Raw genomic sequence first — 13,731 nt, forward strand, 5'->3', positions numbered from 1 at the left:
GATTAGAAGATCGATGCCTTCCCGCTCCATTGCTTTGCGGGTGCCCTCGAGCCGAGCTTTATACTCGGAAATTTCAAAGCGTAGTTTCGGCGCAGTCATTGTTGATTCCTCAATTCGGCTGCTCAGGCAGCCCGAAGTTTCAGATAGTTTTCCAAAAGCCGAATAAGGGCCGCAGAGCAAAGGCTGACGAACAGGAAGCCCACGGCGACGAGAGTGATTGGTTCGAGATAGCGGTAGCTGAAGTTGGCCTTGGCTAGCGCTTCGCCCATAAGGTCGAGGACGGTAATCGCCGATAGTATTGGCGTCTCCTTGAACATCGCGATTACATAATTCCCCAAAGGCGGGATCATCGGGGGAATGGCTTGCGGCAGTACGATTTCCGTCCACGTCTGCCTTGTCGTCAGGTTGCAGGCCCGCGCAGCCTCCCATTGCCCGGCTGGAACATTGATGATCCCAGCGCGATAGACCTCTGACACGTACGTGCCGTAGTGGAGACCGAGACCGATTATCCCGGCGACCATGGGGGACAAAACAATTCCAATGTCTGGCAGGACGTAGAAGAGAAAGTACAGCTGCACCAACAACGGCGTTCTTCTAATCGCCTCTGTTACAAGGACCGCAGAACGGCTAACCAAAGCGATTGACGACATTTTGGCGATTGCGAAGAACAGTCCGATGCTCAAGGCCACAACTGACGAGATCAACGTGATTTTCACTGTAACGACGAGCCCTTTAAGCAAATCGGGCGTTATCTCAGCGACAAATTCCCAACTCCAGTTCATTGCTAAACCTCAGGTGCTTGCGCTTGTGATGCCACGGCCAAAGCGTCTTTCAAGCCACCGCACGAAACTCGTCAATGCAGACGCAATTAGAAGATAATTGGCCATGATGAGCAGAAAGGGCATGGCGGTATCGCCTGTTTGGCCTCGTACCACCTGCGCCTGAAACGTCAGCTCCGAGACCGTTATAAGGGACGCAACCGCAGTGCCTTTCATGAGCTCGATTGCAAGATTTCCAAAGCTCGGCAGCATGAACACGACCGCCTGGGGAAGGATCACCCACCAAAGCGCCTGCCATCGCGTCAGGTTTAATGCGACAGTTGCTTCCCGCTGATCGCGACCGACGGCGTTGAGCGCCGCGCGAACGACTTCAGCGCCATAAGCGCCCCCGTTCAAGCCCAGCGCCAGGACACCCGACTGCAATGGAGATAGAGAAACGCCAACAAATGGCAGAACGAAATAAGCCGCGAACAGTTGGACGAACACTGAGGTGCCGCGGAAGATCTCCACATAGGTTCGCGTCACGGCACGCACAAAAATATTGTCCGCAGTAAGAGCAATACCGGCCAGCATGGCGAGTATCAGCGCGAGCAGGCAGCTCAAGAGCGTAAGTTCCACGGTAGCGAGAGCCCCCGTGAGAATGAACCAACTGTATCCGATTGCAGATTCAAAACTATGCACTTGATGACCTACCTGCCTTGACCGACCGACTTAAACGCGATGGCCTGCGGCGATTATCTTGCGAAGGAAGCTTTTCGTGCGCTCGTGATGAGGCGACTGAAAGATTTCCGACGGCGGCCCTTCTTCAACGATCTTGCCGCGCTCGAAGAAAAGCACTCGGTCGGCAAAATCCTTGGCGAAACCCATCTCGTGGGTAACCAGGAGCATCGTCATGTCGGTCTCGTTTCGGAGATTTGTGATGACGTTTAGGACCTCTTCCACCAGCTCCGGATCGAGAGCGGAGGTGATCTCGTCAAGAAGCAGTATTTTTGGCTGCAAAGCGAGAGCACGAGCAATCGCGACGCGTTGTTTTTGGCCGCCAGATAATCTCGACGGATACTCATTCGCTTTGTCGACGAGCCCAACGTTTTCCAACATTTGAAGCGCACGTTCTTTGGCTGCCGCTTTCGACAGACTTCCAGTCAGCACCGGGGCGAGGGCGACGTTCTGAAGAGCGGTTTTATGCGGAAAGAGGTTGAAGTGTTGGAATACCATTCCGAAGGCAGCGCGCATTCTGCGTAGATGCGCCTCCGACGACGGCATTTGTTTACCACCTCTTTGCTCGTGGTTTAGGCAAACGCCATTGACGATCACGTCTCCAGCTGTAACCGACTCGAGCGTCATCAAAATTCTGAGGATCGTCGTTTTCCCCGAACCCGATGGACCAATCAGCGCAAGATGCTCACCAGCATTCACCGAAAACGAGAGTTGTTCCAGCACCTTGAGAGAACCATAGCTCTTCTCAACGTCCCGGAATTCAATGATGGGCGGGCAATCTGGAGCCTTGGGTGCGACATGCAATCCCATTGCGCTGTCTCCTTTCGTGCGATCGCAGCCCAGCAGCACTCGCTGCTGGGCGTTCTCACCTGGAGTGAATTACGGATTGCACATCTCAGCTGCTGACTTGGCATTAGCCAAAATCTTGTAGTTCGTTTGAAGACCATATTTCGCCATGATCTTCTCGAACTCGCCACTGTCCTTTAGCTTTTTCAGGCCTACATTGTAGGCATCGCGTAGTGCCTTATCCTCTTTATTGAAGGCTGCGGCTGCACAATCGATAGGAGTGTTGGCGATCGGTATGATGGTCTGCAAAGTATCATCACCCGACCGACTCTTCATGTCTATGACACCCGCATCGTTGAGGGCGATGGCATCGACGCGCTTGTCTTGCAGCATCTTCACCGCACTGGTGTTGTCAGGATAAGGAACCAGGTTCTCTTGCGTCACTCCGGCTGAGAGCGCATCTCGGGCCTGCAAAGTTCCGGCGCCCACCGCCAGCTTGAGGCCTAGGTCGGCAAATTCCTTGTAGCTTTTGAACTTGCCACTCATGTCGGAGCGGATCAGGAAAGCTTGCGCAGTGCAGATGGCCGGTTCAGCGAAATCAACGACGGCGCACCGTTCGGGGCGAATGTTGAGAGAGCCGGCTGAGAGAATTCTTACGCGTTTTGCCTGTAGGGCCGGTATCATAGCCCCGTACTGTATCAGCTCGCCTTTGAAGTTCTTGAACCCGGAGAGCGCCAATGCGCTCCGATCGATGTCGGGGCCAGCTCCACTCAATGTACCGTCGGGCTTCAACTCCGTATAGGGCGGCTCACCGCCGATGGCGATCGAAATCTCTTGGTTGACGTCGAGATCCTCCGCGATCGCAGCACTCCCCATTGTGATTGCCAAGATTGCGGTCAGCACAATTGTGAGACCGCGAGGATCAATAGGAGGGTGACGTTTGGTGTTTGATGCCATTGCTGTTCCCTTTCTGATGGCTCTTCTAGATCGCCGCGCCGGCAGGACATTGATCGGAAATATCCTGTTCCGATGCTCCTGCTCTTGCCACATACCTAGGAGCGATCCGCAGGTACGTGGCGAGAGCTTCGTCTAGACCTAGGGCAGACTGCTGTTTTCGCCGCTGCCGATGCCAAACATGACAATCGGTCGATGTGTTGTCAATTGACCAAATTGTATAATGACATTACTCAGTTTCCTCTGGTTGCGCTATTCGAAGTGGTTCGATTTTTGCGTCCTCAGAGGGATTCGACGATAGGACCCAATGCATGACAATGTGGACACCACTCAACGAACGTCTTACGCAGCCGTATTTTCTGTCAATTGCCGATCAGATCGCGGGAGCCGTCTCTTCTGGGGCTTTGAAGCCCGGCGAGCAGCTTCCGCCGCAAAGGCAGCTTGCCTATAAGCTCGGGGTCTCGTTACCTACTGTGTCTCGAGCGTATGAAGAACTCGCTCGACGCGGTCTCGTCGCTGGGGAAATTGGACGCGGAACATTTATCAAAACTCCGAGCATCAATTCTGAAGCTGTCACGCCATTTGCACCAGGGCGCGCTTCCGGATTGATTGATCTGTCGATACTGAAGCCCGTCTCTGACATGCTTCACCTCGAACGTATGAAGGAGACACTTGGCGCGTTAGCTGTCGATTTGCCGCCGAGCACCGTGTTCGGCTCTCGCCCAGGGACTCTTTTCGCGCGTCATCGCTTGGTTGCAACTGAATGGTTGAAGTATTGCGGTGTCGATACAGATGAGAGAACAGTGCATTTGACGAATGGCGGAACGCCCGCCTTGACGGTCGCTTTCATGTCGACATGCCAGCCCGGCATGACGATCGCAACCGAAGCGACAGGTCTCCATGTGATGCTGCCATTGGCTTCGTATCTTGGTCTAAAGGTTCAGGGTGTGCCCATTGACGAGGAGGGATTGATCCCCGATGCGCTCGAAAGCGTCTGCCAGCAACACGTCATTCGCGCGCTCTTCATGATGCCCAATGCGCTTGGTCCAACCGCATTCATAATGGGTGAGCGGCGGCGCAATGCGATTGTGGAGATCGCTCGAAAATACGACTTGCAGATCATTGAGGATGATGCCCTGGGGCCGCTCGTAGACAACAGGCCGCCAGCTTTTCAGGCTCTGGCACCCGAACGGACCATTTATATCACGAGCTTCACGAAACCCATCATGTCCGGGCTACGCACGGGTTATCTCGTGGCGCCAGAACGTCTCCTCCCTGCAGTCGAAAATCGTCAAATCGTCACGAGTTGGAGCGCCACACCGTTGGTCGCTGAAATCGCAGCAAGGTGGGTTGAGGATGGAACCTGCCAACAATTCGTGGAATGGCAACGCGTAACACTTCTTGAGCGGCACGAACTGGTTGCCTCTGTTCTCAAAGGTGTTCGATACAGTTCCAACCGTGGAAGTCTCCACATATGGCTCCCCCTCGGTGACCGGTTTCCAGAAGATGAGTTTGTCTCACACGCTCGCATGCAGGGCGTAGTCTTGGCGCGCGGCTCAGCATTTGCGATTTCGGAAAATCATCCAGCTGTTCGCGTTTCAGTCGGGTCGACCACGAAAGAAGAGCTGCACCGCGGTTTGAACGTCATTTATAATTTGCTGCACAGCGAACCTGAACCAGTTCTGCTCTGAACTATGTCAAGCCGGTTCTGATGGAATCTGGTCGGCGAAGCCAATTACAAAGGCGACATCAGCGAGAGACTCTGCCTTGGTAATGGCCCGGGCGGAGTCCGAGACCCTGACAGCAGCCCTCCGCCCGCATCATTCGCGCATTGGGCGAGGAGGTGCAGGAAATCCATCCGGCGAGGGCCGCCTTGCGCGAGCATGGCACGGTAGCGAAGCTGCGCTCTTAAGGTCGTCCTTACGAGCGAAGTTAGCAGCACAGCATGAGCCATATGACGTTATTGACCGGGCCTGAGCGGCGTCGTCGTTGGAGTGAAGCGGATCAGTGCCGGATACTGGCCGCGGCATGCGCGCCCCGGGGCCACGGTGGCGGCGGTAGCGCGTCAGTACGATGTCGCGACCAGCCTGATCTATAAGTGGCGGCGCACGATGAGAGCCCGCGAGACGGGCTTTGCCGAAGTTGTCGTGGTTCCCGATGAGCCTGTCGCCGCTTCGCGGCCGGCGGCGTCACCAGCGGTGATCGAGCTGGAGATCGCCGGCAAGGTGCGGCTGCGGATACCGCTGACCACGCCGCCGACACTGGCGGCGGCGATGGTGAAGGCGCTGGGCGTTTCATGATCCCGGTTCCGAGCCAGGTGCGGATCTGGTTGGCGGTCGGCCGGACCGATATGCGTCGCGGAATGCAAGGCCTCGCTCTGCAGGTTCAGGAGACGTTGGGCCGGGATCCGCGTTTATGCGTCGGGCGAGATTATGTGGCGGAGCCGCCCTGACGCCCGTCAGGGCCGGCCAAACCCAGCTTGCCTCCGCCACATAATATTTAGATGCTGTTCAGCAGTTGCAGAACGGCGTCGTTCGGTCGGAAACGCACGCCGTGGTCGCCGGCGACGCCCGCCTTCTCGAGTCCGTTGCGCATCATCTCGACATCCGCGGCGGCATAGCGGTGGGTCGTGGCGACCTGTGCGTGCCCGAGCCAGGCTTGGATCGTCAAAAGGTCCACGCCGGACTGGAGAAGCTTCATGGCGAGGGAGTGCCGGAAGATGTGCGGCGATATGGGCTTGTCGGCCAAGGCCGGCCTGATAGCCACGGCCTCGGCGGCCGCACGCCGCACGATATGGGTTGCTCCGAAACGAGTCAGGCGCTCGTTGCGGGCGCCGACGAATATCGGTCGCGGCTCGTGATGGGCGATCCCGCGCTCGCTCAACAAGGTCGTCAGCGCTCGCGCCAGGTCATTGGAAATAGGGACGACGCGGTCTCTGCGCCCCTTGCCGCGCAGCAGCACTTGCGGGTGCGACCGCTCCAACTGAAGATCGTTTGCGTTGACGCCGGTGGCTTCGGAGACCCGGGCGCCGGTCCGTGCCAAGAAGAGCAGAAAGGTTCGGTCGCGCCGACCACGGGGCGTCTTTGGATCGGGCGCCGCGATGAGGGTGTCCACTTCGGCCTTGGTGAGGTGGTACGTCACCTCAATGTGCGTCCGTTTAATGGGAATCGTCAGCACGCGTTGGGCGACGCCGAAGGACGCCGGGTCGGCGGCAGCGACGTGGTGGAAGAAAGATCGGATCGCGGCCAAGCGTGCGTTGCGCGTGGCGACGGAATTGTTCCGCTTCTCCTCGAGCTCGTCGAGAAAAGCGAGAACGAGGTCTCGATCAAGCTCTTGAAGCGCCAACGCCGCCGGCTTCTTCCGCAACCGGGCGGCGGCAAAGAGGATCAGCATGCGCAAGGCGTCGCGATAGCTGGCCACGGTCGCGGGAGTCGCGTTGCGCTGCTTGGTCAAGCGCCGGCGAAAGTAGGACTCCAGGAGCGGCGCCAGGAGCAAATGTTCGCTCATGCTGCACCTCCATCGAGGAAGGCGCGCTCCGCCGCAATGGCGAGAAGATCCGCCGAGCCAGTGAGGTAGTAGGCTGTATCGCTGTAGCTGGCGTGACCGAGATATGTGGCGAGCAAAGGCAGCAGCGCCTGAACGTCTGCACGCTGTTGGTGCCAGAGGCTGAGGCGGGTCACAGCGAAACGGTGCCTGAGATCGTGCGGCCTTAACGGCTTGCCGCCATCAAGATGGGCGAGCTTGCAGACCTCAGCAAAACCGTTTTGCAGGCCGGTCGCCGAGAGGCGGTTGCCTCGGGAGCTGAGGAAGAAGGCCTGGTCCTTGGGCGTGGGAAAAGCAGCATCGCGCTCACGCACATATTGACGAAGGGCTGTTTGGGTCGTCGTGTGAACTGGAACGAGACGGTCCTTGCGGAACTTCGTCTTCCGAACGAGGAGAACCCCGTTGGCCAGATCGACGTCGGAACGATCAAGGCTGACCACTTCGCCCGATCGCAGCCCCGAGCTCGCCAACAATCCGATCAGCGTCGCCATCGTCCGCCCTCTGAGCGGGGTGCCTGGCGAAATGCGGGCGCATGCGTCGATGAGCGACGCCAGCTCAGCCTCGCTGAGAATACGCGGAGGCGGAATCGCTCTGGATCTGGGGAAAGCTCTGCGCTCCAGGGCCTCGGTTCGGACGTCATAGACGGCGAGATACTCGTAAAACCGGCGGAGCACGCCGTGGCGAGTGGCGCGGCTGTTGGCGGCGCCGCTGAACGACAAGGCGAAATCCAGCGCCATCGTTCGAGTGGCGGGCCGATCGAGCTGAGCGCGCTCAACGTAGTGGACGAAAGCCCGCAACGTGCCAGCTTGCTTGCTGAAGGCATAACCGAGGGAGCGGCGCAGTTCGATGTAACGCTCGGCCTTCTCGCCGAGGAAACGGGCAAAGGCGGTCATGCGACGCCTCCCGGAAAGGGGAGCGCGACTTCGGCGAGCTGCGAGACCGCGACCTTTACGTACAGCGCTGTTGTATTGATGCTGCGGTGCCCGAGAAGATCGGCGACCTCGTTGATCGGCGTTCGCTGCCTGACGAGCTGGGTGGCAAGGCTGTGGCGCAGGAGATGTGCACCTGCGACCCGCCCGAGTTCGACCCCGCCATGCCGCAACCGCTTCCGCACGATCCTCGAAACCGGCGATGCGCACCTGAACGGTCCCACGGGCGGCGTGAAGGACAGGAACAGGTATGGGCTATCCACCTTCGGTCGAGCACGCAGGATATAGTCGGCGAGCGCGGCGCCGGTCTCCTCGAGGAGGGGCGCCACCCGGTCGCGCTTGCCCTTGGTGCGCCGGACAAAGACCTCGCCAGTTCGCCAGTCGATATCCTGCAGCTGAATGGTGCGGAGCTCGCCGTTACGAATACCCGTGGTGGCGAGCAGCAACAGGACGGCTCGATCGCGGATGTCGACCGGCGTTGTTGCGCCGATCGCATCGATTGCGCGCCGAACGTCATCCCATGCAAGGCGCGGCGGCCAATGCGCCAAACGCCAATGCGGCGTCCCTGGGACGACGCGGGCGAGATCCTGGTCATGGTGGCCAGCCCAATACAAAAACCGAAGAAATGTTCGGATGTGAGAGGTCGCCGCCGTGCGGGTGGCGGAGGTCGCCGATAGCGACAGCCGATGCTCAACGGCGGCGAAGACATGCTCCGCCGTCAACGCTTGGGGCTCTTGGTCGGGATGATGATGGCGGAGCCAATCCAGAAAGCGGCGGCCGCCCAAAAGAACGCCTTCGCGGGTCTTCGGCTCAAGTCCCCGCACCCTGCTCAGATAGTCCGAAAAGGAGGCCAGAAGCGGAGCATCCGGATCATCCTCTACACTTGGAACAGAACCAATGAATCGCTCCGGAGCCAGTCGGCGTGCGTGTCCCAGAGCCGATACTACGCCGATGCGCGGAGTATCAGTAGTAAACGTGCACAAATAGCTGTCGATGACATCTTGAGGGATAGGCATCGGACCACAGCGCGTCGCGGCAAACTGGCTAAAGCGCGCAATCCGACTGGAGCACTTCCACCAGTCCAAACTCACATACGGTCGCCGCTCGCTCCTCAGGCGTACGCTGGACATGCTCTCCGGATTTGGGTTTGCGAACCCGTACCTGCGAGTGCTGGCCTCCATGCCAGTGGATGGTCAAGATCACGTCGCGCGCATCGACATCCGCCACGATGTCCTTGATGAGCGCGCGCAGCAGTTGCTGACGACAGCGCATGTCGACACCCGGCGCATTCCAGGTGGCCTCGAGATCCTGGGCGAGGCCCGTGAAGTCCGGAACCGCGTCGACAGCCTCCACACGCTGGACTTCGCTCAGCCGGGCCTCGCAGGTCTCCACGGCCTGAGCGTGGCTTCCCAACTCCTCTCAAGCTGGGCCGCAATGAGCCGGTTCTCCGGGTCGCACGCCGCATAGCGGCGCTCGGCGAGCGATGCTTCATAGCGCGCCTGCTGCAGGTCCAGCTCGATCATCTGCCGCCGCCTGGCTTCGCTCTCCAGCTGCATCTGTTCAGCCTCCAACGCCGCCTCGATCGCCATCGGCGAAACCGCCTCCAAGGCTTCGCGGGTCACCGCCGCATCGGTTCGAAAGCCGTTGAACGACATGCATCGCGCCTGCGCCATCATGGTGTTGCCGCGCTCGCAGCGATAGACCGGATAACCTTGGCCACGTCCGGCATACGTGACAACCAGTCTTCGCCCGCATCGACCACAGGAGAGAAGACCCGGAAGCAGCGCGCGACCACCGCGGCCCGACTTGACTCCGCCGGCTTTGCCATAGGCGTTGGCCGCGAGCAGTTCCTGGTTCCGTTCGTACTCGCTCCATCCAATATAGCCTTCGTGATGCTCCTTGAGCACCACCGCCCACTCGCTGGCCGGCTTGTAATGGCCATAGCTCTTGCGAACGCGGCCATCGACGATCTCAGTGCGCTTCTCGCTTTTACCATAGACATAGGCGCCGGCGTAGAATGGGTTCTTCAGGATCGAGATCACGTTGCGGTAGCGGATCGGAACCCAGTCGAAGGACACCATCTTCCTGCCGTCGGAGGGTCTGGGGAAATGCACGCCATCATCGATCATCGAGATCAGGACCTGGCGCGCACTGCCGAGTTCGCGGAAGCGCGCGAATATCAGGCGAATCGTCTCCTGCAGGCGCATGTTCGGGATCCAACCCGAAACCGTAATCGCGGTGCCAGACATAGCCGAACGGCACGGAGATGCGCAGTTCTCCGCGCCGTGCCTTGGCGCGGGCGGCCTCGTACATGCGGGCACGCAGCACGCCGAGCTCGAACTCGCTGATGCTGCCCTTCATACCGAGCAGCAGGCGGTCGTTCGGCAATCCCGGATCGTAGACTCCGTCCAGATCGATCAACCGTGCATCGACTTCGCCGCACAACTCGAGCAGCCGATGCCAGTCCGGTCCGTTGCGAGACAGGCGGGACGCCTCCAGGCAAAGCACAGCGCCCACATGACCGGTGCACAGATCGTCGACCAGGCGCTCGAAACCAGGACGTTCCACAGCTCCACTTGCGGTGCGTCCCAAGTCCTCGTCGATCACCTCAACCTTGCGGAATCCCCAGCGCCGCGCGACGTCCACCAACTCATATTGCCGACGCTGGCTCTCGAGATTGAGCTGTACTTGCGCCGGCGTGGACTGACGTACATAGACGACGGCCTTGCGCTTGAGGACGGCAGTCGGAATCAGATTACTGCTCGTCATCGCGGCTCTCCTCCTCCGTTGCCACGCCGGCGGCGGCCATCAGCACATTGGCGATCCGGGCGATCACTATGGTCCGTTGCGCTGAACTCAGCCCGTTCAGCTTCTGCAAGTCGAGCGGCAAGCTGAATTGGCGAACGATCACAAGAGATCGTGTCGGTGGCGGCAAGGTCCTCATTTTGCGTCTCCCCGATGATGAAACCATCCGGAGAGCCTCGCCGGAAACGGCGCTGGAGCAAGAGCTTGTTCAGTCAAGCAGTGCAGCAAGCGATACGCGCGGGGAGCCCAGATCCATTGCTGCGCACGCCACGGGATCGATCATCCAGGCCGGAGCGGTAATGACATGCCCCGGCACGATGACGAGATGAATGATCCGACCGTTGGCGCGTTCTTCGCTGTTCTCGCAGCGAAGCCGGCGTCCGAAATACGGATGCCAGCGATAATGGACTTCGACCTCCTGTCCAACATGGGCAGAATGACCCCGAGATTGCTCTCGGCAGAAAGTCCTGGCTGTTCTGCGGTTCCGATCGCGGCGGACAGCGCGCTGCCGTTCTCTACAGCCTGATCGCCAGCGCCAAGTTGAACGATATCGACCCGCAGGCCTGGCTCGCCGACGTCCTCGCCCGACTGCCCGCCTATCCGGCCCATCGGATCGACGATTTGCTGCCGGAATTGGAGGTCCGCAAAACTGCGGACCCAACCAGCGGCGGCCTGATCATGCAGCGCAATAAGGTGCATCACGTCTACACCGGCGAACGTGTCGCCAGGGACCTCGGCGTCAGCGAAGCGCTCATCCAGGACCTGACCCTCGGTCTCGAGCCCGAGGACGGCGTCATCTGGGTGTACGCCGCCAACGATGACGACGGAATCTTGGCCTTCACCGATGAAGGCATCGAGGAGGTAAAACTCCTCCTCGAAGAATATCATCGCGTCTCCCCATCGAAAGCTTGACCCCGGCACCGCGGTGCTCAGGTGCTCATGGCCGCCGGTTACGCACGTCTGCGGTCTTCACCGGTCTTCACCGGCTTCCGATTACCCACATCGTCGGCGGGCCTATTGCCTCGTATGAATCCGCCGTGATTCTGTCCGTGACGCCGAATCACGGAGGCGTCACGGATGCGAGACAAGACCAGCAGCAGCGAAGCCGCTTGGCAGGAGGAAGGGCTTTCTGCGGCGGCCCTTCCCGACAAGCGTCTGGCCCGTCGGCTGCAACGGTTGCTGGATCAGATGTCAGCTGCGCCGGGCAAGCCAATCCCGGCGGCCTGCGGCGACTGGGCGGCGGCGAAGGCGGCCTACCGCTTCTTTGACAACCCGCGTGTGACCGAACATAGCGTTCTCGCCGGCCATTTCGCTGCGACCGCGGCGCGCGTTGCGGCGAGCGAAGGTCCGATCCTTATCCTGCAGGACACGACCGAATTTATCTACAGCCGCGCGCAGCCGGGCAAAATCGGCTTCACCTAAACCATCAACGCCGGGCGCTACAAGGCCGGGCAGCCCAACGTGCTGACCTTGTGCGGGGTGCTGATGCATTCGAGCCTGGCCGTCACCCTCACCGGCACACCCCTCGGTCTGACGGCGGCGAAGTTCTGGACACGAACGAAGTTCAAGGGAACGCTCGCGCTCAAGCGGCACATCAATCCCACGCGCGTGCCGATCGAGACGAAGGAGAGCTACCGCTGGCTGGAGAACCTGCGCCAGTCCATCGCGCTCATTGGCACGCCCGAGCGCTGCGTGCATGTGGGTGACCGGGAGAGCGACATCTACGAGCTCTATTGCACCGCGCAGGACCTTGGTACCAGCTTCCTCGCGCGGGTGCACACGAACAGGCTGGCAGAGCGGCCTGCCGATGCTGCCCCACACGATCCTGCTCATCGCGTCTTTGCCCAACTTGCGGCGGCGCCTTGGGCGGGACGTCATCGCATTAGGGTCGATCAGGACGAGACGACCTGGCTGCAGGTGAAGTTCGCCGCCATCAACACCTTGCCGCCGGTGGGGAAGCAGAGCGCTACAGTCCGCAGGTTCTGACTTACATCCACGCCCCCTGGAAGAGAATCCGCCGCCCGGTCGCGAGCCGATCGACTGGAAGCTGGTGACCAACCTGCCGGTCGAAGATCTCTCCGTGGCGGTCGAGAAGCTCGGCTGGTACGCCCTGCGCTGGAAGGCGGAGGTGTTCCACAAGGTCATGAAGTCCGGCTGCCGTGCCGAGGAGGCGAGGCTTGAGACTGCCGAGAGGCTGGCGAAGTTCCTCGCCCTCATCGCGGTGGTCAGCTGGCGCATATTCTTCGTCACTATGTCGGCGCGCGCCAAGCCAGACGCCGCGCCCGACAATGTTCTCACCTTCGCTGAGATCACTGCGCTCGACCGGATCGACGCGTCCCGAACGCGACCGCGTCTCCATCGGCCTACGCTCGCCGCTTACCTCCTGCAAATCGCCATGCTCGGTGGCTATCTCGCCCGCAAGCATGATCCGCCTCCAGGCAACATGGTCATCTGGCGTGGCATAACTCGCCTGCACGACATCAGCTTCGGCATCGCCATTGGATTAAACGATGTGGGTAATTGAAAGCCTCGCCGGAGGCGTACGAAAGCCGAGACCTGTCGGGTTATCAAGATCCCGACACAATCGCGTTAGAACGGATCCTGCTGCGCGAAACTTAACCCTTGAAAGATTTGCAGAATTTGCTCTGAAGCTCTGTCGGTGCAGTTGGCACGATTGTTGATGGTCCAAGTCACGACCTGCCTCAGACTAGGTGGGAGCAGACGGCAAAATGGACGCCTATTTGGACGTCTCGACCAGTGGCTACGGTGGCCGGCTAGAGGTTCTGGAAGGCCGGGGCGTCGGACTCGATCAGTGGCCGAGAAAGCCTCGATAGCGGCCGAGAGCCGGATTCGGGGGACCGGTGGCGGCGATCGCTCGCAAGCACGGCGCGACGCGCTGGCAGGTCTGTGATTGGCGCCGGCGCCTTCGTCAGGGCCAACTGGCGTGCCGGAAAGCATAGCGTTCGTGCCGCTGATGATGGGGGAGGGATCTGCGCGCCCAGCGGCGAAGGCATCGAAACCGGCGCCTGGAGCGGCCACAAGGACAGTGGCCGCTCGTCCATGCATCCATGTAGGAGCCAGCTGCATCTGTCTGACCGAGCGTGTTCAAAGGAAAAACAATGACTGCGCCGAAACTACGCTTTGAAATTTCCGAGTATAAAGCTCGGCTCGAGGGCACCCGCAAAGCAATGGAGCGGGAAGGCATCGATCTTCTAATC

General features: G+C 60.0%; 15 protein-coding genes and 2 pseudogenes. 8 read left to right on the forward strand and 9 right to left on the reverse strand.

Annotated features, from left to right (window positions below; genetic code table 11):
* Positions 1-122: 122 nt before the first annotated feature.
* From ehuD to ehuB, 4 genes are all read right to left on the reverse strand, one after another.
* Positions 123-782 (reverse strand): ectoine/hydroxyectoine ABC transporter permease subunit EhuD, encoded by a 660-nt coding sequence (gene ehuD, locus NKI59_RS33630; RefSeq protein WP_352708795.1) that lies wholly within the window; start codon positions 780-782, stop codon positions 123-125.
* Positions 783-791: 9 nt separating this feature from the next.
* On the reverse strand, positions 792-1,439 hold the full coding sequence (gene ehuC, locus NKI59_RS33635; protein WP_502901149.1) for an ectoine/hydroxyectoine ABC transporter permease subunit EhuC: 648 nt from the start codon (positions 1,437-1,439) through the stop codon (positions 792-794).
* Between the two features lie 51 nt (positions 1,440-1,490).
* Entirely contained in the window at positions 1,491-2,306 is an 816-nt protein-coding gene (gene ehuA, locus NKI59_RS33640; protein ID WP_352708800.1) for an ectoine/hydroxyectoine ABC transporter ATP-binding protein EhuA, read from the reverse strand.
* Between the two features lie 69 nt (positions 2,307-2,375).
* Positions 2,376-3,239 (reverse strand): ectoine/hydroxyectoine ABC transporter substrate-binding protein EhuB, encoded by an 864-nt coding sequence (gene ehuB, locus NKI59_RS33645; protein WP_352708803.1) that lies wholly within the window; start codon positions 3,237-3,239, stop codon positions 2,376-2,378.
* Positions 3,240-3,547: 308 nt separating this feature from the next.
* Here ehuB and ehuR point away from each other — a divergent pair, with 308 nt between their 5' ends.
* From ehuR to tnpB, 3 genes are all read left to right on the forward strand, one after another.
* Entirely contained in the window at positions 3,548-4,927 is a 1,380-nt protein-coding gene (ehuR, locus tag NKI59_RS33650; RefSeq protein ID WP_352708804.1) for a MocR-like ectoine utilization transcription factor EhuR, read from the forward strand.
* 357 nt (positions 4,928-5,284) lie between these two features.
* The gene (locus tag NKI59_RS33655; protein WP_502901147.1) at positions 5,285-5,536 is read left to right on the forward strand and encodes a transposase; all 252 of its coding nucleotides are present in this window, start codon (positions 5,285-5,287) and stop codon (positions 5,534-5,536) included.
* The gene (gene tnpB, locus NKI59_RS33660) at positions 5,533-5,688 is read left to right on the forward strand and encodes an IS66 family insertion sequence element accessory protein TnpB (RefSeq protein ID WP_352708809.1); all 156 of its coding nucleotides are present in this window, start codon (positions 5,533-5,535) and stop codon (positions 5,686-5,688) included. Before NKI59_RS33655 ends, tnpB begins: the two co-directional genes overlap by 4 nt.
* A gap of 47 nt (positions 5,689-5,735) precedes the next feature.
* On the opposite strand, the gene NKI59_RS33665 is transcribed toward tnpB, so the two are convergent.
* The 5 genes and pseudogenes from NKI59_RS33665 to NKI59_RS33685 form a co-directional block, all read right to left on the reverse strand.
* The gene (locus tag NKI59_RS33665) at positions 5,736-6,743 is read right to left on the reverse strand and encodes a tyrosine-type recombinase/integrase (protein ID WP_352708810.1); all 1,008 of its coding nucleotides are present in this window, start codon (positions 6,741-6,743) and stop codon (positions 5,736-5,738) included.
* A complete protein-coding gene (locus NKI59_RS33670) occupies positions 6,740-7,672 on the reverse strand; it encodes a tyrosine-type recombinase/integrase (protein ID WP_352708812.1) in 933 nt (310 codons plus the stop codon). The genes NKI59_RS33665 and NKI59_RS33670 overlap by 4 nt, the downstream gene beginning before the upstream one ends.
* Positions 7,669-8,724 (reverse strand): tyrosine-type recombinase/integrase, encoded by a 1,056-nt coding sequence (locus NKI59_RS33675; RefSeq protein ID WP_352708813.1) that lies wholly within the window; start codon positions 8,722-8,724, stop codon positions 7,669-7,671. Before NKI59_RS33675 ends, NKI59_RS33670 begins: the two co-directional genes overlap by 4 nt.
* A gap of 91 nt (positions 8,725-8,815) precedes the next feature.
* A pseudogene (locus tag NKI59_RS33680) lies at positions 8,816-10,477 on the reverse strand (recombinase family protein); the annotation flags it as partial.
* Positions 10,464-10,652: a hypothetical protein gene (locus tag NKI59_RS33685; RefSeq protein WP_352708814.1), complete on the reverse strand. Its 189-nt coding sequence runs from the start codon at positions 10,650-10,652 to the stop codon at positions 10,464-10,466. The pseudogene NKI59_RS33680 and the gene NKI59_RS33685, both read right to left, overlap by 14 nt.
* A 308-nt stretch (positions 10,653-10,960) precedes the next feature.
* On the opposite strand from NKI59_RS33685, the pseudogene NKI59_RS33690 reads away from it, so the two are divergent.
* The 5 genes and pseudogenes from NKI59_RS33690 to NKI59_RS33710 form a co-directional block, all read left to right on the forward strand.
* Positions 10,961-11,189, forward strand: a pseudogene (locus NKI59_RS33690) (transposase domain-containing protein); the annotation flags it as partial.
* Positions 11,190-11,191: 2 nt separating this feature from the next.
* Positions 11,192-11,425, forward strand: a complete 234-nt coding sequence (locus NKI59_RS33695) for a hypothetical protein (protein ID WP_352708816.1) — start codon at positions 11,192-11,194, stop codon at positions 11,423-11,425.
* A 165-nt stretch (positions 11,426-11,590) separates the two neighbouring features.
* Positions 11,591-11,935 (forward strand): IS4/Tn5 family transposase DNA-binding protein, encoded by a 345-nt coding sequence (locus tag NKI59_RS33700; RefSeq protein ID WP_352708817.1) that lies wholly within the window; start codon positions 11,591-11,593, stop codon positions 11,933-11,935.
* Positions 11,936-11,998: 63 nt separating this feature from the next.
* Entirely contained in the window at positions 11,999-12,499 is a 501-nt protein-coding gene (locus NKI59_RS33705; protein WP_352708819.1) for a hypothetical protein, read from the forward strand.
* A 64-nt stretch (positions 12,500-12,563) separates the two neighbouring features.
* Positions 12,564-13,037 carry a hypothetical protein gene (locus NKI59_RS33710; RefSeq protein ID WP_352708821.1) on the forward strand — a complete coding sequence of 158 codons (474 nt, stop codon included), beginning with the start codon at positions 12,564-12,566 and terminating at the stop codon, positions 13,035-13,037.
* The last annotated feature ends 694 nt before the right edge of the window (positions 13,038-13,731 follow it).

The organism is Mesorhizobium sp. M0598 (genome assembly GCF_040320865.1).
Classification (GTDB): Bacteria; Pseudomonadota; Alphaproteobacteria; order Rhizobiales; family Rhizobiaceae; genus Mesorhizobium.

Excerpts from the sequence above, each read along its gene's own strand:
- NKI59_RS33670 (WP_352708812.1), bottom strand. The coding sequence starts at position 7,672 with ATGACCGCCTTTGCCCGTTTCCTCGGCGAGAAGGCCGAGCGTTACATC.
- ehuD (WP_352708795.1), bottom strand. The coding sequence starts at position 782 with ATGAACTGGAGTTGGGAATTTGTCGCTGAGATAACGCCCGATTTGCTT.
- tnpB (WP_352708809.1), top strand. The coding sequence starts at position 5,533 with ATGATCCCGGTTCCGAGCCAGGTGCGGATCTGGTTGGCGGTCGGCCGG.
- NKI59_RS33675 (WP_352708813.1), bottom strand. The coding sequence starts at position 8,724 with ATGCCTATCCCTCAAGATGTCATCGACAGCTATTTGTGCACGTTTACT.
- NKI59_RS33700 (WP_352708817.1), top strand. The coding sequence starts at position 11,591 with ATGCGAGACAAGACCAGCAGCAGCGAAGCCGCTTGGCAGGAGGAAGGG.
- NKI59_RS33705 (WP_352708819.1), top strand. The coding sequence starts at position 11,999 with ATGCATTCGAGCCTGGCCGTCACCCTCACCGGCACACCCCTCGGTCTG.
- NKI59_RS33665 (WP_352708810.1), bottom strand. The coding sequence starts at position 6,743 with ATGAGCGAACATTTGCTCCTGGCGCCGCTCCTGGAGTCCTACTTTCGC.
- NKI59_RS33685 (WP_352708814.1), bottom strand. The coding sequence starts at position 10,652 with ATGAGGACCTTGCCGCCACCGACACGATCTCTTGTGATCGTTCGCCAA.
- ehuR (WP_352708804.1), top strand. The coding sequence starts at position 3,548 with ATGACAATGTGGACACCACTCAACGAACGTCTTACGCAGCCGTATTTT.
- NKI59_RS33695 (WP_352708816.1), top strand. The coding sequence starts at position 11,192 with ATGCAGCGCAATAAGGTGCATCACGTCTACACCGGCGAACGTGTCGCC.
- ehuB (WP_352708803.1), bottom strand. The coding sequence starts at position 3,239 with ATGGCATCAAACACCAAACGTCACCCTCCTATTGATCCTCGCGGTCTC.
- ehuA (WP_352708800.1), bottom strand. The coding sequence starts at position 2,306 with ATGGGATTGCATGTCGCACCCAAGGCTCCAGATTGCCCGCCCATCATT.